The organism is Variovorax pasteuri, from assembly GCF_051216435.1.
In the GTDB taxonomy this organism is placed as follows: Bacteria; Pseudomonadota; Gammaproteobacteria; order Burkholderiales; family Burkholderiaceae_C; genus Variovorax.
Window position 1 is genome coordinate 53,218 of sequence record NZ_JBPJZS010000009.1, and the last position, 20,157, is coordinate 73,374.

Here is a 20,157-nt window from a genome sequence, read left to right on the forward strand (position 1 = left end):
CGCTACTCCTTCCCCCTACCGGGGGCAACACCTGAGGCCCGGCGAAGCCGGTTCCTCGGTGTTCCTTGAATGAAAACGCGGGCAAACCTGTTGGTTCTTCTATGAGTGGAATTCTTGTTCTCGAGCAGCTGCTCAATGGCCTTGGCTATGGGCTGATGCTGTTCCTGCTGGCCGCGGGCCTCACGCTGGTGTTCGGCATCATGGACGTGCTGAACCTCGCGCACGGCTCGCTGTTCATGGCGGGCGCGTATGTGGCTGCCGAGGCGCACACGCGCACCGGCTCGTTCACCGCGGCCATCGTCATCGCGGTGGCGGTCACGGTGGTGGTGGCGCTGCTGCTCGAAGTGCTGCTGATGCGCCGGCTCTACACGCGCGACCATCTCGCACAGGTGCTCGCCACCTTCGGCGTGATCCTGGTGGCCGACGACATCGTCAAGATGGTGTGGGGCCCCTCGCCGGTGATGGCGCCGACGCCTGCCGCGCTCTCCGGCCCCATCGAACTCATGGACGGCCTGCCCTACCCCTCGTACCGCCTGGTCATCCTCGTGGGCGGGCTGCTGGTGGCGCTGGCGCTCTACCTGCTGGTGAATCACACGCGCATCGGCATGCGGGTGCGCGCGGGCGCGTCCGACCGGCCGATGGCCGAGCTGATGGGCGTGCGCGTGGGCCGCATCTTCAACGGCGTGTTCCTGCTCGGTGCGGCACTGGCCGCGCTGGCCGGCGCGCTGATGGGGCCCATCGTCGCGGTGCAGGTCGGCATGGGCGAGGCCATCCTGATTCCGGCGCTGGTGGTGCTGGTGATCGGCGGCATCGGTTCGGTGCGCGGGGCCTTCGTGGCCGCACTGCTCGTGGGCGTGGTCGACACCGTGGGGCGCGCCTTCGTGCCGATGCTGCTGCGCGCCACGCTGCCCCCGGCCACGGCGGCCGACCTCGGACCGCTGTTCGCCGAAGTCGCGATGTACGCGCTGATGGTGGTGGTCTTGATCTTCCGGCCCTCGGGCCTGTTCTCGGCGCGCGCATGAAGTCCTCTCTCTCATCCTCACGCTACATCGGCCTCGGGCTGCTCTTCGTGCTGCTGGCGGCGTTTCCGCTGGTGGCACCGCTGTTCGGGCTCGAGTTCTACATCGGCTTCGTGCGTCGCGTGCTCATCGTGGCGCTCGCCGCCGCGAGCCTCAACTTCATCCTCGGCTTCGGCGGCATGGTGGCGCTGGGGCATGCGGGTTTCATCGGCGTGGGTGCGTACACGGTGGTGGCGCTCAGCGATGCGGGCGTGCTGTCGGGCTGGATCCTGTGGCCGGCCGCCGCGCTGGTCGCGGGGCTGGTGGCCGCGCTGATCGGCACGGTGGCGCTGCGCACGCGCGGCGTGTACTTCATCATGACCACGCTGGCCTTCGCGCAGATGCTGTACTTCGTGGTGGTGTCGCTGCGCCGCTATGGCGGCGACGACGGCTACACGCTCATGAGCCGGCCCGTGCTGCTGCCGGGGCTGGACCTGGGCAACGAGTCGAACTTCTACTGGGTGGTGCTGGCCATCGTGGCGCTGGCACTGTGGTGGCTGCACCGCGCGACGCAGTCTCGCTTCGGCCACGCGATCATGGGCATCCGCGACAACGAGACGCGCATGCGCGCGCTGGGTTATCCGGTGTTTCGCCTGCAGCTGGTGGCCTTTGCCATCGCGGGTGCCATCGCGGGCCTGGCCGGCGCGCTGCTCGCGGGCGGCAACGGCTTCGTGAGCCCGGCGACCATGCACTGGACGCAGTCGGCCACGCTGCTGGTGATGGTGGTCATCGGCGGGCTGGGGCGCAGCTGGGGCGGGCCGGTGGGCGCGGTCGTGTGGCTGGTGCTCGAGGAATTCCTGAAACAGCAGACCGAGCACTGGCACATGCCGCTGGGCTTGCTGCTGATCGCTGTCGCGCTGTGGGCGCCCAAGGGACTGGCTGCCGTCTACAAGCGCCGCCGGCCCCTCTCCCCAGAGGGACGAGGGAGCCAGTCATGAGCCTTTTCAGAATCGAAGGGTTGGTCAAGCGCTTCGGCGGCCTGCTGGCGACCGACCATGTGAACCTCACGGTGGAGCGCGGCGAAGTGCATGCGCTCATCGGACCGAACGGCGCGGGCAAGACCACGCTGGTGAACCTGATCACCGGGCTGCTGAAGGCCGACGCCGGCCGCCTGCTGCTCGACGAGCGGGACATCACCGCGCTCAAGGACCACCAGCGCGTGGCCGCGGGCATGTCGCGCTGCTTCCAGGTGACGCGCGTGTTCCCCAAGGAAACGGTGCACGACAACCTGATGCTCGCCGCGCAGGCCCATGCGGGCAGCAGCCTGCGCTTCATGGCGCCGCGCGCGAAGGAGCGCGACCTCGTCGACCGCGCGGTGGCGCTGGCCGACCGCGTGGGCCTGGGCGGCGAACGCGAGCGCATCGCGGGCACCTTGCCGCACGGTGCGCAGCGCGCGCTCGACGTGGCGCTGGCGCTCGCCGCCGAACCCAAGCTGCTGCTGCTCGACGAGCCGATGGCCGGCATGGGCCCGGACGAATCGGCGCGCATGGTGGCGCTGATCGAATCGCTGCGCGCATCGATGGCCATCCTGCTGATCGAGCACGACATGGACGCGGTGTTCCGCCTGGCCGACCGCCTCACGGTGCTGGTGCAGGGGCGCGTGCTGATGAGCGGCACGGCGGACGAGGTGCGCGGACACCCGGATGTGCAGGCCGTCTATCTAGGCACCGAAGCGGAAGGTCATTCATGAGCGCGGAGTCCACGTTGCTGGAAGCGAAATCCATCGAAGCCGGCTACGGCGCCAGCCAGGTGCTGTTCGGCATCGACATCGACATCCGCCCCGGCGAAGTGCTGGCCCTGCTGGGCCGCAACGGCATGGGCAAGAGCACGCTGCTGAAGGTGCTGACGGGCACGCTCTCGCCAATGCGCGGCAGCGTGCACTTCGACGGCGCGGCCATCGGCGGGCACAAGCCCGACGCCATTGCGCGGCGCGGCGTGGCCATCGTGCCCGAGGGGCGGCACGTGTTCCCCAACCTCAGCGTGGAAGAGCACCTGCGCGCTTTTGCACGGCCGCGTCCGGGCAGCGCGCCGCGCTGGACGGTCGAGGCGCTGTATGGGCTGTTTCCGCGCCTGTCGGAGCGCAAGGCCAACGCGGGCAACCAGCTCTCGGGCGGCGAGCAGCAGATGCTGGCCATTGCGCGGGCACTTTCCACGCACCCTCGCCTGCTGATCCTCGACGAAGCCACCGAAGGCCTGGCCCCGGTGATCCGCGAGGAGATCTGGCACTGCATCGCCACGCTCAAGGCCGAGGGCGAAGCGATCCTGGTGGTCGACAAGTACGTGCAGCGCCTGCTGCCGCTGGCCAACCGCCACGTGATCCTGGAGCGCGGGCGCGTGGTGTGGCAGGGCGACTCGGCCGCGCTGGATGCCGATCGGTCGCTGTGGACGCGGTACCTGGGCGTCTAGGCCCCGGCAGGTGACGCGACCTGCGCGCGTCGCAGCGTGCGCAGCGCCAGCACCAGCACCCCGAACGAGCAGCACGCCACGCCCACCACCATTGGCAACGGCGTGCCGTTCGCGAACGGCGACACCAGCGCCATCGCCACCGCGCCGCCCACGAAGTTCAGCGTGCCGAGCAATGCCGATGCGGTACCGGCGCGCGCCGCATGCCCTTCCATTGCCACCACGAAGGTCGACGGCACGATCACGCCGCTGAGGCCGTAGACCCCCATCAGCAGCCCGACCAGCACACCGAGCCGGTCGACACCCGCCAGCGTCAGCACCAGCAGCAAGCCCGCCATGGCCGCCGCCGCGATGACCGCCGCGCGCAGCACCCGCCGGATGCCGAAGCGCGCCGCCAGCCAGCCGTTCATCCGCGAGACCACGATCATCGACACCGCATTCAGCGCGAACAGCACCGCATACACGCGCGGCGACACGCCGAAGTGCACGCTCATCACGAACGACGAGTTCGCCACGTAGACGAAGAAGCCCGACAGCGTGAGCGAGGCCATGAGGGCCACCGCCAGGAAGTGCCGGTCGCGCAGCAGCACGCCGTAGCCCGCCAGCGCACCGCGCAGGCTGCTGTGTGCGCGCGCCGCCGGCGGACGCGTCTCGGGCAACAGCAGCGCCACCATGGCCGCGGCCAGCACCGCGAGCGCGGCGACGACCCAGAACACCGCGCGCCAGCCGGCCGCCTCGGCCACGACGCTGCCGGCCAGCGGCGCGAGGATGGGCGACACGCTGTAGACCAGGATCAGCAGCGACATCAGCCGCGCCGCCTCGGTGCCGGTGTGCAGGTCGCGCACCACGGCGCGCGGCGTGACCATGCACGCGCAGGCCCCGAGCCCCTGCAGGAAGCGAAAGGCGATGAGCGCGCCGATGCCCGGTGCCAGCGCGCAACCGATGCTCGCGGCCACGAACACGGCCAGGCCCACATACATCGGCCGCTTGCGCCCGAACATGTCCGACAGCGGCCCGGCCACCAGCTGCCCCGCGCCGGTGGCGATGAAGAAGGCCATCAGGCTGGCCTGCACCGCATGCGCGTCGGCGCCGAGCGCGCGGCCGATGACGGGCAGCGCGGGCAGGTACATGTCGATGGCCGAGGGGCCGATCGCGGTGAGCAGGCCCAGCACGACGGCGTAGCGTGAAAGTTGAGCGTTCGAAGAGGTCATGGCTCAATGCTCGCGCTTCAGGCTGAATGATTGAATAATCAAAAGACCGTTTTTCTTATTCATCCGTACACAAACACCATGGATCCGTTGTCCGATGTGCTCTCGATGCTCACGGTGAGCAGCACGCTGTCCTCGCGCTTCGAGGCGCGCGGCCTGTGGGCCTTTCGCTATCCGCGCTACGCCTCGCACATCAAGCTGGGCTGCGTGCTCACGGGCCGGCTGCGCATGCAGATCGAGGGCGCGGACGCGTCGGTGCTGCTGGAGGCGGGCGACTTCTTCCTGCTGACCAACGGCCAGCCTTTCATGGCGTGCACCGATCCGCCGGGGCCGCTGCAGGACGGCGTCCAGGTCAGCCGCGATCACCGGGGCGCCGACGGCGTGCTGCGCTACGAGGGCCAGGGCGCTGGCGAGGGGCCGGACGGAGGGCCGGCGGTGACACTGGCCACCGGCCGCTTCACGCTGGACGGCGAAGCAGGCGAACTGCTGCTGCGCCACCTGCCGCCGCTCATCCACCTGCGCGCGAGCGACCCAGGCGCGCGCCCGCTCGTGGGCCTGCTCGACCTGCTGGGCTGGGAAACCGCCGAGCTGCGGCCGGGCGCATCGATTGCGCGCACCAACCTTGCCGCGCTGGTGCTCGTGCAGGCGCTGCGCGTGCACCTGGCGAATGCGCCGCAGCCCGAAGGCTGGCTGGGCGCGATGGCCGATGCGCGCATCGGTTGCGCGCTGTCGCGCATGCACGGCGACATCGCGCAGCCGTGGACCGTGGAGCGGCTGGCGCAATCCGCGGGCATGTCGCGCACGGCCTTCGCGGTGCGCTTCAAGGCGCTCACGGGATCGACGCCGCTGGACTACCTGGGCGGCTGGCGCATGACGGTGGCGCGCAATGCGCTGCGCCACAGCGACGAGGGCATCGCGCGCATCGCCGAGCGCATCGGCTACCAGTCGGAGACGGCGTTCAGCGCGGCGTTCAAGCGCGAGATCGGCGAGAGCCCCGGGCGCTTTCGCACGCAGGCGCGTGCGAGGCAAGGCGCCGCGGCGGCTTGAGGCCGGTCGCACTTCCAGCCGTTCGGCCGTTCGGCCGTGGGTCAGTCGGGCGTCGCGTCGAGCTGCAGCACCAGGTCCCGGCTCGCCTGGTTCATGCCGGTGACGTCCACCGTGCTGCCGTGCTTGCGCAGCCGCTCGACCACCTTCTTCAGCGCGGCCACGGCGGTCACGTCCCAGAAGTGCGCGTGCGACACGTCGATGCGCACCGGCGCGCCGTCGATCTCGCGCACGTCGAAGGCGTCCACCAGCATGTCGGACGAAGCGAAGAACACCTGGCCGGTGACGCGGTAGACGCGAACACCTTCGCTGTCGGCCTGGGCATGCACCTGCAGCAGCCGCGCCACCTTGAAGGTGAAGAACACGCCGCTCAGCATCACGCCGACCGCCACGCCCGTCGCGAGGTTGTCGGTGGCCACGGTGACGGCCACCGTCGCGAGCATCACCGCGCTCGACATGCGCGGGTGCCGCACCAGCGTGCGCATCGAGCCCCAGTCGAAGGTCGAGGCCGACACCATCACCATGATCGCCACCAGCGCCGCCACCGGCACCTGCGACACCCAGGGCTTGAGCAGCACCATCAGGATCAGCAGGAACGCGCCCGCGAACAGCGTCGAGAGGCGCCCGCGCCCGCCGTAGCGCACGTTGCTCACGGTCTGGCCGATCATTCCGCAGCCCGCGATGCCGCCGAAGAAGCTGGCCGCCACGTTGGCCACGCCCAGGCCGCTGCACTCGCGGTTCTTCGAGCTGGGGGTGTCGGTGAGTTCGTCGACCACGCTGGCGGTCATCATCGATTCGAGCAGGCCGACCATCGCGATGGCGAAGGCAGGCAGCGCAATGATGCGCAGCGTCTCGAGCGTGAGCGGCACGGCGGGCAGCGCGAAGGCCGGCAGCGCGCTCGGCAGTTGCCCGAGGTCGGCCACCGTCTTCAACGGCAGGCCCAGCCAGTGGCCCGCCAGCGTCACCACCACGATGCACACCAGCGGCGACGGCACCGCGGTGGTGAGGCGCGGCAGCAGGTAGATGACGGCCAGGCCCAGCCCCACCATGGCCCAGGTCGCGGTGTTGGCGCCGATGAAGTGCGGCATCTGCGCCGCGAAGATCAGGATGGCCAGCGCATTGACGAAGCCGGTGCGCACCGACGACGACACGAAGCGCATCAGCACGCCCAGGCGCAGCAGGCCGAACACGATCTGCATGGCGCCCGCGAGCACGCCGGCGGCCAGCAGATAAGGCAGGCCGTGCGCATGCACCAGCGGCGCGGCCACCAGGGCCACCGAGCCGGCCGCGGCCGACACCATGGCCGGCCGCCCGCCTGTGAAGGCAATGACGATGCCGATGACGAAGGAGGCGAACAGCCCGACCGCCGGATCGACGCCGGCCACGAAAGAGAAGGCGATGACTTCGGGAATGAGCGCGAAGGTGGCGACGGCGCCGGCCATCAGCTCGCGGGGAATGCTGGGGCACCACTCGGTGCGCAGGCGACTGTGTGGGGAGGTCATGAGAAAAAGGAAAGCAGCCCGCATGCCGCGGGAAAGGCGGTGCGGGACGTGGGCAGGACGCAGGGGCCGGCATTCGCGGCCCCGCGTGTGTGCGGCGGCGGCCGGAGCCGACGCGTATCACTGCACGGTCGTCAAGGAGGCGTCGGCCGCGAGCAGCCGGACTGCCGGCGGCGAATGGGAAAGCGGGGCATCCTCGAGCACATGGGGCGCGATTGTAGGGAGCGGCCTTTTCCGGCTGTCTCTTTCGCCGCCCGCCGGCGTCACACCGAGCGCGTGATCCCGCCGTCCACGCGCAGGTTCTGCCCGGTGATGTAGCCCCCGCCCTCCGACGCCAGGAAGCCGATGACGGCCGCGATCTCGCTGCTCTTGCCGTAGCGGCCCATGGGAATGCGCGCGCGGAACTCGGCCTTCTCGGGCAGGCTGTCGATGAAGCCCGGCAGCACGTTGTTCATGCGCACGTTGTGCGCGGCGTACTTGTCGGCGAACAACTTGGTGAAGGCCGCCAGGCCCGCGCGGAACACGCCCGAGGTCGGGAACACCGGGTCGGGCTCGAAGGCCGCGAAGGTCGAGATGTTGATGATGGTGCCGCCGCCCTGCTTCACCATCAGCGGCGCCACGAGCCGCGCGGGGCGCACGGCGCTCAGCAGGTAGACGTCCATGCCGCGGTGCCAGTCTTCGTCGGTGATGTCCAGGATGGGCGCGCGCGGGCCGTGGCCGGCGCTGTTGACCAGCACGTCGACGCGGCCCCATTCGTCGACCACGCGGTCCACGAGGCGCTTCAGGTCGTCGTTCGACTGGTTGGAGCCCGTCACGCCGATGCCGCCCAGCTCGGCCGCGAGCGCCTCGCCCTTGCCGGACGACGAAAGAATGGCCACGCGAAAGCCGTCGTCCGCGAGCTTGCGCGCCGCGGCGGCGCCCATGCCGCTGCCGCCGGCGGTGACGATGGCTACTTTTTTCTGTGCTTCAGAAGACATGCAGGGTTCCTTGGTTCATGCGAGAACCGCATTTGGCCAAGGAATGGGCAAGCTTGCCAGGCCGGGGCTCTTTGCCTACTCGCCGATTTCCCAGCGCGGCTTCACGGCGAATGGCTCCGCGCCCTGCAGTTGAAAGCGCGCCAGTTCCTCTTCGCGCTGCGCTTGCGAGATCAGCGAGGGCACCTGCTCGGGCTGGGCACGCGGCCCTGTCTTGAAGGGCCGCGACTCGACCGGCAGGCGGCTCAGGGCCTGCAGCCATGCGGCCGTTTCTGCGTCCATGAACGCTGCGACCGACGCCACGTCGTCGCTGATGCGCGCCGCCATTTCCTCTTCCGACAGATCGTCGTCTTCGAGGTGGCTCAGGTCCGCGAAGCTCTCCAGGAACTTCGCGCAGACGAAGTCCGTGAACGAGCCGTGGTCCGTGCGGCTTTCCTCGGCGTCATGCCACACGAAGGCCACGCCGACCGCTTCCCCCGCGTCACCCGCCAGCGGCACCAGGCAGTACGCATCGCCCCCACCCGATTGCGCGAAGGGCAGCAAGCGCCGGCCGCCCTGCCACTTCGCGTCCAGCCACGCGTCGAGGACGCTGGCAGCCTCTGCGGCGCTCAGCCATTCGAAGTCGTAGGTGCTGCCCAGCGCCTGCGGTGCGTTCGCAATGAGCTGACGCAGCAACGCCGGCAACGCGATGCCGGTGCGCACCGACAGGTCGTCGAAGGTCATCGCGCTCAGGCCGGCGGCAGGGTCGCGCGCATCGACGGGCGCTGGTTGAAGGCATCGAACCACTTCGCGCTGTTCGGCGCATCGGCGCGCCAGTCGACCGTGGGAAAGCGGAAGTCCATGTAGCCCAGCGCGCAGGCGAAGGCGATGGTGCCGATGTCGACGCGCTCGCCGAACGACGGCGCGGCCGTTTCCAGCCATTCGAGGCCGGTGCGTACCTTGGCGAGCTGGCCGTCGGTCCAGTCGGCCCAGCGCAATGCCTCGGGCCGCAGCACGTTCTCGTAGCGCGCGAGCAATGCCGCACCGGTCATGCCGTCGGCCAGCGCCAGCTCGGTCAGGCGCGCCCAGCGGTCCGCGCCTTCGGCCGGGAACAGGTGGCCCGACTGCGTGGCGTTCAGGTACTCGCAGATCACGCGGCTGTCGAACAGCACCTGGCCGTCGTCGGTGATGAAGGTCGGCACCTGGCCCAGCGGGTTCTTCGGAATGATGGTGGCGTCGCGCACCACCGGGCCGGCGGCGCTGGGCAGCTTCTCGATGCGATCGGCCATGCCGAGCTCGTGGGCCACGACCATGCATTTGCGCACGAAGGGGGAAGCGGGGGAGAAGAAGATTTGCATGATGAAGTGATGTCTTTCAGGCGCGATGTCAGGTGCAATGCCGGGCGAGTCTCAAACGTGTTCCGTGGCACCGTGCGCCAGGTGCATCCCGGCGACCCAGCCGAAGGTTAGCGCAGGGCCGAGCGTGATGCCCGGCGCAGGATACTCACCGCCCATGACCGAGTGCATGTCGTTGCCGGCCACGTACAGGCCGGCGATGGGCGCGCCCTGTGCATCGAGCGCGCGGGCATTGGTGTCGGTGCGAATGCCGAGCGCCGTGCCGATGTCGCCGGGGTACACCTTCACGCCGTAGAACGGCCCCTGCTGCACCGGCGCGAGGCAGGCGTTGGGCTGGTGGTCGGGGTCGCCGAGGTAGCGGTTGTAGGCATTGCCGCCCTTGTCGAATGCGGGGTCCTGCCCCTGCGCGGCGAGCGGGTTGTAGCGTGCGACCGTGCGCGCCAGGCCGGCCGGGTCCACCCCCGCCTGCTTCGCCAGCTCTTCCAGCGTGCCGGCGCGGTACAGGTAGCCGGCACGCACCAGGTGCTCGCGCGGGCGGCCGCCCGGCAGCGCAAGGCCCAGGCCCCACTTCTCCATGAAGGCGCTGTCGCACACCAGCAGCGCGGGCACGGCCATGGCCTTGTCGTTCGCGCGGTACATGCCGCGCACGAACTCGTGGTACGAGGTCGACTCGTTGACGAAGCGTTCGCCCCGCACATCGACCGCAATCAGGCCGGGCTTGGCGCGGTCCCACACCAGGTGCGGATAGCGCAGCACGCTGCCGTCGGGCCGCGTGAGCATCGACACCGGCGCCCACAGCGCGGGTCCGGTGTGGCCCGTGCCGAGCACGCCGCCCGCCTGCCGCGCCATCGCGATGCCTTCGCCGGCATTGTCTTGCGGCGACATCGAGTACGGCCCGGTCGGCGCGGGATAGTGCTGGCCGCGCATGGCCGCGTTCCACGGAAAACCACCGGTGGCAATGACCACGCCGCGCCGCGCGTGCACCGTGATCTCCTTGCCGTCACGGCGCAGGTGCACGCCAGTGACCGCGCCGCTCGCATCCTTCTCCAGGCCGAGCGCCGGCGTGTCGAGCCAGAACGGAATGTTCTTTTGCAGCACGCTGTGAAAGAGGCGCGCTGCCAGCGCATTGCCCAGCAGCAGCCGCGTGCCGCGGTGGTGGCCGCGCAGCCGGTCGCCGCCGTAGCGCAGCACCATCTTCACGCCGTGCTTCCACGAGGCGAACGAGCGCCACACGCCGAGCAGGTGCTTCACGTCGGTCATGTTCACCATCATCCCGCCGAGCACGCAGAACTCGGGCAGCGGGTCGCGCAAGGTCTTGAAGTGCGCGCCGAGCAACCGGCCGTCGAACTCGATGGGGTCGAGCGAGCGGCCGCCCATCGCGGCGCCTTCGCGGTCGGGGTAGTAGTCGGGCGAGTAGGTGCGCGCGGCGAGCTTCACCTCCGTGCGTTCGCGCAGGTAGCGCAGCGCGAGCGGGCCCGCGTCGAGGAAGGCGTGGCGCAGCTCCTCGTCGCCGGCCGCGCCCACGGTGTTCTGCAGGTAGGTCCAGGCCTTGCCGCGCGTGTCGGGGTGGCCGGCGGCCTCGGCCTGGTCGTTGAGCGGTATCCACACGGCGCCGCCCGAGATGGCGGTGGAGCCGCCGATGCGGTCGGTCTTCTCGACGACCAGCACGTCGAGCCCTTCGAGCTTTGCGGTGAGCGCGGCACTGAGCCCGCCCGCGCCGCTGCCGATGACGACGACGTCGTACGTCGTCTGTTCCGGTGACTTCGCCATCACGACCCCGAGCCTCCGAGCGACTTGCCGCCGTCGACGAACAGCACCTGCCCGGTGACGAAGCAGGTCGCGGGCGAGGCGAAGAACACCACGGCGTTGGCGATGTCCTCCGGCGTGCCGGCCGCGCCCGTGGGCTGCAACGCCAGCTGTGCGGCCAGCCGCTCGGGCGACAGCGCGCGCAGCAGCGGCGTGTCGATGAGCCCGGGCGCGATGGCGTTGACCATGATGCCGCGCGCCGCCAGTTCCATCGCGCTGGCGCGCGTGTAGCCCACCAGCGCGGCCTTCGAGGCCACGTAGTGCGCGTGGTTCTTCGCGCCCAGGTAGGCGCGCGACGCAATGTTGACGATGCGCGCACCGTGGGCCATCTTGCGCGCGGCCTCCTGCGTGAGCGTGGCCACGGCCAGGAGGTTCACTTCGTACATGCGGCGGAAGTCGGCCGAGGTCACGTCAAGGAAGGCGCGCTCGTCGAAGATGCCCGCGTTGTTGACCAGCGCGGTGAGCGGCGGCAATTGCTGCACCATCGCGCGCACGGCCGCCTCGTCGGTGAGGTCGATGGCGCGGCACGCCACGTCGAGGCCGGCGGCGCGCAGCGCCTGCGTCTCGCGCTCGGCGAGTTCGCCGTTGTAGTCGGCCATCACCACGCGCCAGCCGTCGCGCGCCATGCGCTCGACGATGGCGCGGCCCATGCCGCTGGCGCCGCCCGTGACCAGGACCAGGCGTTTGTCTTCACTGCTGTTGTTCATGTTTTTTTCCGGGGTGCGGCGGCGCTCAGACCGCCAGGTAGCCGCCGTCGACCGGCAGCACCACGCCATTGACGTAGCTCGCCATCGAGGAGGCAAGAAAGACGACCGGCCCAGCAATTTCGTCGGCCTCGCCGTGGCGCTTGATGGGCACGCGGCTCATGTACCAGTCGGTGCCATGCTCGGTCTCGCGCTGGCCCGCGGTCATGTCGGTGACCATGAGGCCCGGCGCCACCGCGTTCACGCGCACGCCGTACGGGGCGAGGTCGCGCGCCAGCACCTGCGTGAGCGAGCGCACGCCGCCCTTGGCCACCACGTAGCCGGCCGACGAGATGCCCGCACCGAAGGCCACGATGGACGACAGGTTGACGATGTTGCCGTGCGTGCGCTTGAGCGCGGGCACGAAAGACTGCGTCACGTTAAACACGCCCTGCAGGTTGACCGACATCACGCGGTCCCAGGCCTCGCGCGCGCCGGGCTCGTCGAACTTCGAGCGCGCGGAAATGCCGGCGTTGTTCACCAGGATGTCGATGTCGCCGTGCGACGCCGCCACGCGCGCGGCGAGCGCATCGACCGCCGCCGCGTCGCTCACGTCGGCGCTCTCGGCGTCGGCGCGGCCACCGGCTTCGCGGATCGATGCGGCCACCTGCTGCGCCACGTCGAGGTCGCGGTCCACCACCAGCACGTGCGCGCCTTCGGCCGCCATGCGGCGCGCAATGGCCTCGCCCAGGCCGCGCGCGGCGCCGGTGACGAGCGAGAGTTTGTCTTCGAGAAGCATGAACTTTCCTTCGGAGGGGTCGGCGTCAGACGCCGAGGTAGGCGCGGCGCACCGCTTCGTCATTGGCAAGCTGTGCGGCAGGGCCATGCAGCGAGATCTCGCCGTTCTCCAGGATGTAGCCGTAGCTGGCCACCGCCAGCGCAAGCTGCACGTTCTGCTCGACCAGCAGGATGGTGAGCCTCTGCTCGCGGTGCAGCCGCTCGATGATCTCGAACATCTGCTCCACCAGCAGCGGCGACAGGCCCATCGACGGTTCGTCGAACAGCATCACGCGCGGGCGCGCCATCACCGCACGGCCGATGGCCAGCATCTGCTGCTCGCCGCCCGAGAGCGTGGCGGCCATCTGGTGCTGGCGCTCCTTCAGGCGCGGGAACATGGCGTACACCGCCTCGAGGTCGTTGCGGATGCCCGCGCGGTCGCGCCGCAGGTAGGCGCCCAGGTCGAGGTTCTCGCGCACGCTCATGTCGCGAAACACCTGGCGGCCTTCGGGCACCTGCACGATGCCGCGCGCGACGAGCGCATCGGAGCCGAGCCGGTCGATGCGCTCGCCGTCCAGCCGCACCTCGCCCTCGGTGCAGTCCACCAGGTTGGAGATGCAGTTCAGCGTGGTGGTCTTGCCCGCGCCGTTGCTGCCGAGCAGCGCGACGATCTCGCCCTCGGGCACGTCCACCGACACGTTGCACAGCGCCTGGATGCGGCCGTACGCGGCCGAGATGGCGCGCAGGGACAACAGTGCTTCAGCCATGCGCGGCCTCCTTTGCTTTTTCCTTGCCGAGGTAGGCCTCAATGACGCGCGCATTGCTGCCGATCTCCGCGGGCGTGCCCTCGGCGATCTTCTCGCCGAAGGCCATCACGGTGATGCGGTCCGAGATGGACATCACCAGCTGCATCACATGCTCCACCAGCAGCACGGTGATGCCGTCGCGTGCCACCAGCTCCTTGAGCAGCCGGTCCAGGCTTTCGATCTCGCGGTTGCGCAGGCCTGCGGCCGGCTCGTCGAGCAGCAGCAGCTTCGGCTTGATGGCCAGCGCGCGCGCCAGCTCCAGCAGCTTCTGGCGGCCGAAGTCGAGGTCGCGCGCCGGCTGGTGGCGCTCGCCGGCCAGGCCCACGCGCTCCAGCAGGTGCATGGCGAAGTCTTCGGTCTCGCGGTCGGGGCGGCGCAGCAGGCGGCCGAGCGTGTTCGCGCCGCGGGCGTGCGTGCCGAGCAGCACGTTCTCCAGCACCGAGAGTTCGGCGAACAGTTCGAGGTTCTGGAAGGTGCGCGCGATGCCCAGCGAGGCCATGCGGTGCGGCGACACGCGCGTGAGCTCGCGGCCCTCGAAGCTCACGCTGCCGCTGCTCGGCGTGTAGAAGCGCGAGATGCAGTTGAAGGTGGTCGACTTGCCCGCGCCGTTCGGCCCGATGAGCGCGTGGATGCGCCCCTGTTCCACCTGGAACGAGAGGCCGTTCACGGCCTTCAGGCCGCCGAACACCACGCTGATGTCGCGCACGTCGAGGAATGCTGTCGTGTTCATTGAATAACCTCCGCGCTGCGCGCTACGGTGCGAGCTTGCTCGGGGCGGCCCAGCGCGGCGCTCATGCGTGCTTCTCCGTTGCGTTCACGGAGGTCGCGCGCTGCGACTTGCGGCGCGCCACGAACAGCGAGGCCATGCCCTTGGGCAGGAACATCATGAAGAGCATGAGGATGCCGCCGTAGATGATTTCCTGGTACGACGGGGCCTGGCGCAGCAGCTCCGACGCCAGGCCGAACACGATGGCGCCCGCCACCGCGCCGCGCACCGAACCCAGGCCGCCCACCACCACCATCGTGAGGATCAGGATGGTGGTCTGGAAGCCCAGGCTCTCGGGGTGGATGAACGAGGTGAACAGCGTGTACATGCCGCCCGCCACGCCCGCGAAGGCCGCCGACAGCACGAAGGCCGTGACCTTCACCGCGCGCGTGTTCACGCCCATGGCCACGGCCGCCACGTCGCTCTCGCGCACCGCGCGGAACGACGAGCCCAGCCGCGAGCGCGCCAGCGCGACGGTGAGCCACAGCATCAGCGCCGCGATGGTCACCACGAAGGGGTAGGCCTGCAGGTCGTTCATGAGCTGGTAGCCGCCGAGCGAGGCCGGCTTCATCTGCAAGCCGTTGGAGCCGTTGGTCACGGACTCCCAGTTCAGGAACACCCACTGCATCGCCTCGCCGAAGGCGAAAGTGGCCAGCGCCAGGTAGATGTCGCGCATGCGCAGCGCCAGCAGCCCGATGACCCAGCCCAGCCCCGCCGACAGCACCGCACCCGCAAGGATCGACACGAAGAACGGCGGCTGCCAATGGTTGTTGATGAGCCCGGCCGTGTAGATGCCGATGCCGAAGAAGGCCGCGTGCGACAGCGCGAACTGCCCCGTCTCGCCGATCACCAGGTGCATGCCCAGCGCCAGCACCGAGAACACCATCAGCAGGTTGACCACGTACAGCACGTAGCCGCTGGTGGTGAAGGGCAGCACGGCGAGCACCACGGCCATGCCGAGCAGCACGCCGCGGTCCCACCACGGGGACGAAACTGTGGACGCGCTCATACCTTCTTCACCTGCGGCTTGCCGCCCAGCAGCCCTTGCGGACGCACCAGCAGCACCACCATGATCGCCACGAAGGGCGCCACCACGATGGCATTGGACGAAATGAAAAGCCCCACCAGGTTCTCGACGACGCCGATGATGAAACCGCCGACCACCGCGCCCGGCAGGCTGGTGAAGCCGCCGACGATGGCCGCCGCGTAGGCCAGGATGGCGATGTGGCCGATGTCGGGCGTGATGAGGATCTTCGGCGTGATGAGCAGCGCCGAGATGGCCGAGATGACGCCCGTGAGCGCCCAGATCTTCATGCGGATGGAGCCCAGCTTCACGCCCACGATCTGCGCGCCGCGCGGGTTCATGCCCACCGCGCGCATGGCCTGGCCGGTGCGGGTGCGCGTGAACATCAGGTACAGCAGCACCATCACCACCACGGCCGAGCCGAAGATGGCCAGGTCGAGCAGCGTGAGCGAGGCCTGCCCGATCATGATCGGGTCCTGCGGCACCAGCGAGGGCAGCGAGCGCGGCGTGTCGCCCAGGCCGGTCTTGCGCACCAGGCCCTTGAGCAGGTACGCGAAGCCGAGGGTGGCAATGACGAGCTGCACGCCCACGCCGCGCGAGGCGGTCACGCGCTGCATCACCACGCGCTGGAACGCCGCGGCGAGCAAGGCGGTGACCACGATGCTCGCGAGCACCGCGGCCCAGTAGGGCCAGCCCCACACCACCAGCGGGAACAGCGCGGCGTACCCGCCGGCCATGAAGATTTCGCCCTGCGAGAAGTTCGGCACGTCGGTGGTCTTGAAGACCATGACGATCGCCACCGCGAGCAGCGCGTAGACGCTGCCGGTCACGATGCCGGACAGCACGCCCTGCTGCAGGAAAAGCCAGATGTCGGAGAGGCTCATGGGATCGCCGCCGCCCTCAGGGCTTGTACTTCCACACGCTCTTGTAGCTGCCGGGCACCAGCGCCATGTTGCTGCCGTCGAACTTGATGTAGATGGCCGCCTCCTGCGCGGCACGGTCGTCGGGGCCGAACTCGATCGGGCCGGCCATCACGCCGGAGTCGAACTTCATGGTCGACAGCGCGGTGAGCACCTTCTCGCGCGTGGGGTTCGGGCCGGCCGCCTTCAGGGCGTTGACCACCGCCATCGCGGGCGGGATGCCGTAGGGCATGTAGGCCTGCGGATGGCCGGGCTTGGACGCCAGGTCGGGGTAGGCGGCCTTGTACATGTCGTACACCCACTTCAGCTTGGGACCGCCGGGCACGTCGGCCAGCACTTCCTGGATGTAGACGTTCTTGAACGCGTCCTTGTTGCCAACGTTCTCCACCAGCTGCTTCAGGTCGGCGGTCGAGTTCACGGCCAGCACGATGGGCTTGTTGAAGCCGAGCTCGAAGGCGCGCTTGACGATCAGGCTCACGGGCCGCGCATAGGTGGTGAGCAGCAGCACGTCGGGGTTGGCGGCCTTGATCTTCAGCATGGGCGCGGTGACGTCGGTGATGTTCGGGTTGACCGACTGCACCTGCAGGTCGACGCCGCCGAGCGCCTTGGCCTGCGCCTGGGCCGACTCGAGGTTCCAGCCGCCGTAGGCGTCGTCGTGGTTGATGTAGCCGATCTTCTTCGCCTTGAGCTGCTCGCTCGCGAACTGCACCATCGAGCCGCCCACGGCGTGCTGCGAGATGGAGAACGCGCCGTAGATGTACTTCGACGGCGGATACAGCGCGCCGTCGCCCGAGGCGTTGAGCATCACCAGCGGAATCTTCGCGCGCTCCACGTACTCGCGCGCGCCCACCACGGCGGCCGAGCAGGAGCCGCCGTTGAGCAGGAACACCTGGTCCTGCTCGGTGAGCTTCTTCACCGCGGCCAGCAGGTCGTTGGCGTTGCAGCGGTCGTCTTCCACCACCAGCTCGATCTTGCGGCCGTTCACGCCGCCTTCCTTGTTGATCTTGTCGTAGTACATCTTCGCGGCGTTGATCACGTCGAAGCCGTAGTTCATCGACGCGCCCGACATCGGCGAGAACATGCCGATCTTGATGGTCTTGTCGGTGAGGCCGGGTTCGGCCTGCGCGGCGGCGCCGCCCGCGAAGGCGCACAGCGCGAGGGGCGCCAGGGCCGAAATCAGGAAGTTCTTTTTCATGGGCTGTCTCCGTTGGAATGGGTGAGTGAAAGAAAACCCGCGCGCCTACTGCATGCGGTAGCCGCCGTTGACGTCGATCACGTTGCCGGTGATGTACGCCGCCTGCTCCGAGGCCAGGTAGTCGACCGCGCCCGCCACGTCGTCCACCGTGCCGATGCGCCCGAGCGGAATTTTGGCGGCGGCGGCCGTGAGCGCGCCGCTGCTCTGCACGGTGCCGCGCAGCATGTCGGTGTCGATCAGGCCGGGGGCCACCGAATTGCAGGTGACGCCCAGGTGCGCCGATTCGCGCGCCATGGCCTTGGTGAGGCCGAGCACCGCCGACTTGGCGCCGATGTAGGTCGCGCTCGCGCGGTAGCCGCCGAGCTGCGCCGCCACCGAGCCGAAGGTGACGATGCGCCCGTGCGCCACGGGCGCCGCCTCGCGGCGGCGCAGGTAGGCGCGCCCGCACAGGAACACGCTGCGCGCGTTGACGGCGAAGGTGCGCTCCCAGTTCTCCAGCGTGGTGTCCTTGATGGGCGAGCGCTCGCCGCCGGGCTGCAGCAGCACGCCGGCCACGCAGATGAGCGCGGCGACCGGGCCGAGCCTGGCCTCGATGTCGTCGAACGCGGCTTCGACCGCGGCCTCTTCGCTCACGTCGAACTGGCGGAAGTGGTGGCCCTCGCCCAGCGACTGCGCCACGGCGCGCGCGTTGTCGCCGTCGATGTCGGCCACGACGATGCGGTAGCCGCTGGCCGCGAGGCGGCGGCACACGGCCTCGCCGATGCCGCGGCCGCCGCCGGTCACGAGGGCCAGCCGGCCGTGGGGTTGTGCATGATGGTCCGCCATGGGCTTCAAGGTCTCCGGGCCGCCTGCGGGGCGGCTTGAAAGTTGATCGAGGGTCGCATTGTGTATACATGAACACATCCATGCGCCCTCGTTTTCCCTAACAAGTCGAGCTATCGTCCCAATTTAAGGGCATCATGTATACCTGACATGGACACACTCTCCCAACAAGTCACTGAGACGCTGCGCACCTGGATCCTTCACGGACGGCTCGCGCCGGGCATGCGCGTGGAGGAAGTGCCGATCGCGGAAAGCCTCAAGGTGTCGCGCACGCCGGTGCGCGCCGCGCTGGCCGCGCTGGCGATGGAAGGGCTGATCGACCACCAGCCGAAGAAGGGCTACCTGGTGCGCTCGTTCGCGCTGGAGGACATCCTGGCGGCCTACGAGGTGCGCTCGGTGCTGGAGGGGCTGGCCTGCCGGCGCTTCGCCGCACTGGGGGTGGACGACGCCACCGCCGCGCTGCTGCGCGAGTGCCTGCGCGAAGGCGACGAAATACTGGCGAAGGGCCGGTTGCTGCTGGACGACCTGGCGCCCTACCAGCAGATGAACGTGAAGCTGCACAACACGCTGATGCACGGCGCGCGCAACCCGTGGGTGATGCGCTTCGGCGCGCAGGCGCAGGCGGTGCCGTTCGCGTCGGACCGGATCATGCTGTGGAACGACCACGGCGTGATCCTGCGTTCGCACGACGACCACCACCGCATCGTGCAGGCCGTGATTTCAGGCGATGCCGCGCGCGCCGAGCAGCTGATGCGCGAGCACGTGTACTACGCGGGCATCCTGCTGCGCGACAACTACCAGCGTCTGCTGGACGAACGCAGCCGCGAAGGGCTGCCGCCCACGCTCATGACCGAACCTGCCGAGCCGCCGGCTTCCTGATGCGCAGCATGCCCTCTTGCGCGGCCGAGGCCACCAGCCGGCCGTCGCGCGAATAAAGGCTGCCGCGGCACAGGCCGCGCGCGCCGCCCGCGCTGGGCGAGTCGAGCACGTACAGCAGCCAGTCGTCCATGCGGAAATCGCGGTGGAACCACATGGCATGGTCGAGGCTGGCGGGGCGCACCTGGCCGCTCATGAAGCTCAGGCCGTGCGGCAGCATGGCGGCGCGCAGCAGGCCGTGGTCGGACGCATAGGCCAACAGCGCGCGGTGCACCATCGGGTCGTCGGGCAGCGGCGCGACGGCGCGCATCCAGATGGCGCTTTGGGCCGAGGTCGGGCGCACCTCGGGAGCGATCAGGTCTTCGGGGTCGACGCGGCGGTACTCGATGCCGTGCGGCTGCGTCGCCTTGGCACGCCAGGGCTCGGGCAGCCGGTCGCCCAGGGCGATGCGCTGGTCGAGCTCGCTCACGAGGCCTTCGGGGCCGCCCAGCTCGGGCATGTCGAACTGGTGCTCGACGCCGTCGTCCACGGTCTGGAACGAGGCCGACATCTCGAAAATGATGCGCTCCTGCTGGCGCGCCACCACATGGCGGGTGGTGAAGCTGCGCCCGTCGCGCACGCGGTCGACGCTGTATTCGATGGGCGCATGCTCACCCGGCAGCAGGAAGTAGGCGTGCATCGAGTGCACCGGGCGGTCGGCGCCGACCGTGAGGCTGGCGGCCATCAGCGACTGGCCGAGCACCTGGCCGCCGAACACGGCGGGGGTGCCGATGTCCTCGCTCTGCGCCAGGAAGCGGTCGCCGCCCAGGGGCTCGAGCTGCATGAGCGAGACGAGTTCGTTGACGAGGCGGGCGGCGGTGGCGGGGTCGATGATCATCGGGAAGGAGCAGTCAGGGGCTGGCAAGAAGGCAAGCTCCAACCATAGCAAAGGCCGGGCCCGCAGGCTGTCGCGGCCCGGTCAG

At 69.5% G+C, this 20,157-nt stretch carries 21 protein-coding genes; 6 read left to right on the forward strand and 15 right to left on the reverse strand.

Going from position 1 to position 20,157, the window contains the following annotated elements; translation table 11 throughout:
- Window positions 1–101: 101 nt before the first annotated feature.
- From ACSFBM_RS26895 to ACSFBM_RS26910, 4 genes are read left to right on the forward strand one after another with little or no spacing between them, the layout of a single operon-like run.
- Window positions 102–1,022, forward strand: coding sequence for a branched-chain amino acid ABC transporter permease (locus ACSFBM_RS26895; protein WP_435487140.1), 921 nt, complete (start codon window positions 102–104; stop codon window positions 1,020–1,022).
- Window positions 1,019–1,996, forward strand: a complete 978-nt coding sequence (locus ACSFBM_RS26900) for a branched-chain amino acid ABC transporter permease (protein WP_435487141.1) — start codon at window positions 1,019–1,021, stop codon at window positions 1,994–1,996. Before ACSFBM_RS26895 ends, ACSFBM_RS26900 begins: the two co-directional genes overlap by 4 nt.
- Complete coding sequence (locus ACSFBM_RS26905; RefSeq protein WP_435487142.1) at window positions 1,993–2,748, forward strand: ABC transporter ATP-binding protein; 756 nt, start codon at window positions 1,993–1,995, stop codon at window positions 2,746–2,748. The genes ACSFBM_RS26900 and ACSFBM_RS26905 overlap by 4 nt, the downstream gene beginning before the upstream one ends.
- Entirely contained in the window at window positions 2,745–3,464 is a 720-nt protein-coding gene (locus ACSFBM_RS26910; protein WP_435487143.1) for an ABC transporter ATP-binding protein, read from the forward strand. Before ACSFBM_RS26905 ends, ACSFBM_RS26910 begins: the two co-directional genes overlap by 4 nt.
- Here ACSFBM_RS26910 and ACSFBM_RS26915 read toward each other — a convergent pair.
- Window positions 3,461–4,672: a multidrug effflux MFS transporter gene (locus ACSFBM_RS26915; RefSeq protein ID WP_435487144.1), complete on the reverse strand. Its 1,212-nt coding sequence runs from the start codon at window positions 4,670–4,672 to the stop codon at window positions 3,461–3,463. The genes ACSFBM_RS26910 and ACSFBM_RS26915 overlap by 4 nt on opposite strands.
- A gap of 78 nt (window positions 4,673–4,750) precedes the next feature.
- Between ACSFBM_RS26915 and ACSFBM_RS26920 the strand changes: the two genes are divergently transcribed.
- Window positions 4,751–5,716: an AraC family transcriptional regulator gene (locus ACSFBM_RS26920; protein WP_435487145.1), complete on the forward strand. Its 966-nt coding sequence runs from the start codon at window positions 4,751–4,753 to the stop codon at window positions 5,714–5,716.
- A 41-nt stretch (window positions 5,717–5,757) separates the two neighbouring features.
- Here the strand turns inward: ACSFBM_RS26920 and ACSFBM_RS26925 are convergent, their stop codons facing one another.
- The 13 genes from ACSFBM_RS26925 to ACSFBM_RS26985 all read right to left on the reverse strand — a co-directional run bounded on the left by ACSFBM_RS26925 (window position 5,758) and on the right by ACSFBM_RS26985 (window position 18,322).
- On the reverse strand, window positions 5,758–7,215 hold the full coding sequence (locus ACSFBM_RS26925) for a SulP family inorganic anion transporter (RefSeq protein ID WP_435487146.1): 1,458 nt from the start codon (window positions 7,213–7,215) through the stop codon (window positions 5,758–5,760).
- A 260-nt stretch (window positions 7,216–7,475) separates the two neighbouring features.
- Window positions 7,476–8,189, reverse strand: coding sequence for an SDR family oxidoreductase (locus ACSFBM_RS26930; protein ID WP_435438909.1), 714 nt, complete (start codon window positions 8,187–8,189; stop codon window positions 7,476–7,478).
- 75 nt (window positions 8,190–8,264) lie between these two features.
- Window positions 8,265–8,909: an SMI1/KNR4 family protein gene (locus ACSFBM_RS26935; RefSeq protein ID WP_435487147.1), complete on the reverse strand. Its 645-nt coding sequence runs from the start codon at window positions 8,907–8,909 to the stop codon at window positions 8,265–8,267.
- A 5-nt stretch (window positions 8,910–8,914) separates the two neighbouring features.
- Window positions 8,915–9,523: a glutathione S-transferase gene (locus ACSFBM_RS26940; RefSeq protein WP_435438907.1), complete on the reverse strand. Its 609-nt coding sequence runs from the start codon at window positions 9,521–9,523 to the stop codon at window positions 8,915–8,917.
- A gap of 51 nt (window positions 9,524–9,574) precedes the next feature.
- On the reverse strand, window positions 9,575–11,290 hold the full coding sequence (locus tag ACSFBM_RS26945) for an FAD-dependent oxidoreductase (protein ID WP_435487148.1): 1,716 nt from the start codon (window positions 11,288–11,290) through the stop codon (window positions 9,575–9,577).
- Window positions 11,290–12,033, reverse strand: a complete 744-nt coding sequence (locus ACSFBM_RS26950; protein WP_435487149.1) for an SDR family NAD(P)-dependent oxidoreductase — start codon at window positions 12,031–12,033, stop codon at window positions 11,290–11,292. The genes ACSFBM_RS26945 and ACSFBM_RS26950 overlap by 1 nt, the downstream gene beginning before the upstream one ends.
- A 25-nt stretch (window positions 12,034–12,058) precedes the next feature.
- Window positions 12,059–12,808, reverse strand: coding sequence for an SDR family NAD(P)-dependent oxidoreductase (locus tag ACSFBM_RS26955; RefSeq protein ID WP_435487150.1), 750 nt, complete (start codon window positions 12,806–12,808; stop codon window positions 12,059–12,061).
- A 25-nt stretch (window positions 12,809–12,833) separates the two neighbouring features.
- Window positions 12,834–13,553, reverse strand: coding sequence for an ABC transporter ATP-binding protein (locus tag ACSFBM_RS26960; RefSeq protein WP_435487151.1), 720 nt, complete (start codon window positions 13,551–13,553; stop codon window positions 12,834–12,836).
- Window positions 13,546–14,322 (reverse strand): ABC transporter ATP-binding protein, encoded by a 777-nt coding sequence (locus ACSFBM_RS26965; RefSeq protein WP_435487152.1) that lies wholly within the window; start codon window positions 14,320–14,322, stop codon window positions 13,546–13,548. Before ACSFBM_RS26965 ends, ACSFBM_RS26960 begins: the two co-directional genes overlap by 8 nt.
- Before the next feature lie 61 nt (window positions 14,323–14,383).
- Window positions 14,384–15,367, reverse strand: a complete 984-nt coding sequence (locus ACSFBM_RS26970; protein ID WP_435487153.1) for a branched-chain amino acid ABC transporter permease — start codon at window positions 15,365–15,367, stop codon at window positions 14,384–14,386.
- Window positions 15,364–16,266, reverse strand: coding sequence for a branched-chain amino acid ABC transporter permease (locus tag ACSFBM_RS26975; RefSeq protein WP_435487154.1), 903 nt, complete (start codon window positions 16,264–16,266; stop codon window positions 15,364–15,366). Before ACSFBM_RS26975 ends, ACSFBM_RS26970 begins: the two co-directional genes overlap by 4 nt.
- Window positions 16,267–16,282: 16 nt before the next feature.
- Window positions 16,283–17,497: an ABC transporter substrate-binding protein gene (locus tag ACSFBM_RS26980; RefSeq protein ID WP_435487155.1), complete on the reverse strand. Its 1,215-nt coding sequence runs from the start codon at window positions 17,495–17,497 to the stop codon at window positions 16,283–16,285.
- A gap of 45 nt (window positions 17,498–17,542) precedes the next feature.
- Window positions 17,543–18,322, reverse strand: a complete 780-nt coding sequence (locus ACSFBM_RS26985; protein ID WP_435487156.1) for an SDR family NAD(P)-dependent oxidoreductase — start codon at window positions 18,320–18,322, stop codon at window positions 17,543–17,545.
- A 147-nt stretch (window positions 18,323–18,469) separates the two neighbouring features.
- Between ACSFBM_RS26985 and ACSFBM_RS26990 the strand changes: the two genes are divergently transcribed.
- Window positions 18,470–19,198 (forward strand): GntR family transcriptional regulator, encoded by a 729-nt coding sequence (locus ACSFBM_RS26990; RefSeq protein ID WP_435487157.1) that lies wholly within the window; start codon window positions 18,470–18,472, stop codon window positions 19,196–19,198.
- On the opposite strand, the gene ACSFBM_RS26995 is transcribed toward ACSFBM_RS26990, so the two are convergent.
- Entirely contained in the window at window positions 19,164–20,072 is a 909-nt protein-coding gene (locus ACSFBM_RS26995; protein WP_435487158.1) for an acyl-CoA thioesterase, read from the reverse strand. The two genes, ACSFBM_RS26990 and ACSFBM_RS26995, sit on opposite strands and share 35 nt — an antisense overlap.
- Between the last annotated feature and the right edge of the window lie 85 nt (window positions 20,073–20,157).

What these genes read in the sequence shown, in the direction of transcription:
- ACSFBM_RS26895 (WP_435487140.1), top strand. Translation starts at nt 102, where the DNA reads ATGAGTGGAATTCTTGTTCTCGAGCAGCTGCTCAATGGCCTTGGCTAT.
- ACSFBM_RS26900 (WP_435487141.1), top strand. Translation starts at nt 1,019, where the DNA reads ATGAAGTCCTCTCTCTCATCCTCACGCTACATCGGCCTCGGGCTGCTC.
- ACSFBM_RS26905 (WP_435487142.1), top strand. Translation starts at nt 1,993, where the DNA reads ATGAGCCTTTTCAGAATCGAAGGGTTGGTCAAGCGCTTCGGCGGCCTG.
- ACSFBM_RS26910 (WP_435487143.1), top strand. Translation starts at nt 2,745, where the DNA reads ATGAGCGCGGAGTCCACGTTGCTGGAAGCGAAATCCATCGAAGCCGGC.
- ACSFBM_RS26915 (WP_435487144.1), bottom strand. Translation starts at nt 4,672, where the DNA reads ATGACCTCTTCGAACGCTCAACTTTCACGCTACGCCGTCGTGCTGGGC.
- ACSFBM_RS26920 (WP_435487145.1), top strand. Translation starts at nt 4,751, where the DNA reads ATGGATCCGTTGTCCGATGTGCTCTCGATGCTCACGGTGAGCAGCACG.
- ACSFBM_RS26925 (WP_435487146.1), bottom strand. Translation starts at nt 7,215, where the DNA reads ATGACCTCCCCACACAGTCGCCTGCGCACCGAGTGGTGCCCCAGCATT.
- ACSFBM_RS26930 (WP_435438909.1), bottom strand. Translation starts at nt 8,189, where the DNA reads ATGTCTTCTGAAGCACAGAAAAAAGTAGCCATCGTCACCGCCGGCGGC.
- ACSFBM_RS26935 (WP_435487147.1), bottom strand. Translation starts at nt 8,909, where the DNA reads ATGACCTTCGACGACCTGTCGGTGCGCACCGGCATCGCGTTGCCGGCG.
- ACSFBM_RS26940 (WP_435438907.1), bottom strand. Translation starts at nt 9,523, where the DNA reads ATGCAAATCTTCTTCTCCCCCGCTTCCCCCTTCGTGCGCAAATGCATG.
- ACSFBM_RS26945 (WP_435487148.1), bottom strand. Translation starts at nt 11,290, where the DNA reads ATGGCGAAGTCACCGGAACAGACGACGTACGACGTCGTCGTCATCGGC.
- ACSFBM_RS26950 (WP_435487149.1), bottom strand. Translation starts at nt 12,033, where the DNA reads ATGAACAACAGCAGTGAAGACAAACGCCTGGTCCTGGTCACGGGCGGC.
- ACSFBM_RS26955 (WP_435487150.1), bottom strand. Translation starts at nt 12,808, where the DNA reads ATGCTTCTCGAAGACAAACTCTCGCTCGTCACCGGCGCCGCGCGCGGC.
- ACSFBM_RS26960 (WP_435487151.1), bottom strand. Translation starts at nt 13,553, where the DNA reads ATGGCTGAAGCACTGTTGTCCCTGCGCGCCATCTCGGCCGCGTACGGC.
- ACSFBM_RS26965 (WP_435487152.1), bottom strand. Translation starts at nt 14,322, where the DNA reads ATGAACACGACAGCATTCCTCGACGTGCGCGACATCAGCGTGGTGTTC.
- ACSFBM_RS26970 (WP_435487153.1), bottom strand. Translation starts at nt 15,367, where the DNA reads ATGAGCGCGTCCACAGTTTCGTCCCCGTGGTGGGACCGCGGCGTGCTG.
- ACSFBM_RS26975 (WP_435487154.1), bottom strand. Translation starts at nt 16,266, where the DNA reads ATGAGCCTCTCCGACATCTGGCTTTTCCTGCAGCAGGGCGTGCTGTCC.
- ACSFBM_RS26980 (WP_435487155.1), bottom strand. Translation starts at nt 17,497, where the DNA reads ATGAAAAAGAACTTCCTGATTTCGGCCCTGGCGCCCCTCGCGCTGTGC.
- ACSFBM_RS26985 (WP_435487156.1), bottom strand. Translation starts at nt 18,322, where the DNA reads ATGGCGGACCATCATGCACAACCCCACGGCCGGCTGGCCCTCGTGACC.
- ACSFBM_RS26990 (WP_435487157.1), top strand. Translation starts at nt 18,470, where the DNA reads ATGGACACACTCTCCCAACAAGTCACTGAGACGCTGCGCACCTGGATC.
- ACSFBM_RS26995 (WP_435487158.1), bottom strand. Translation starts at nt 20,072, where the DNA reads ATGATCATCGACCCCGCCACCGCCGCCCGCCTCGTCAACGAACTCGTC.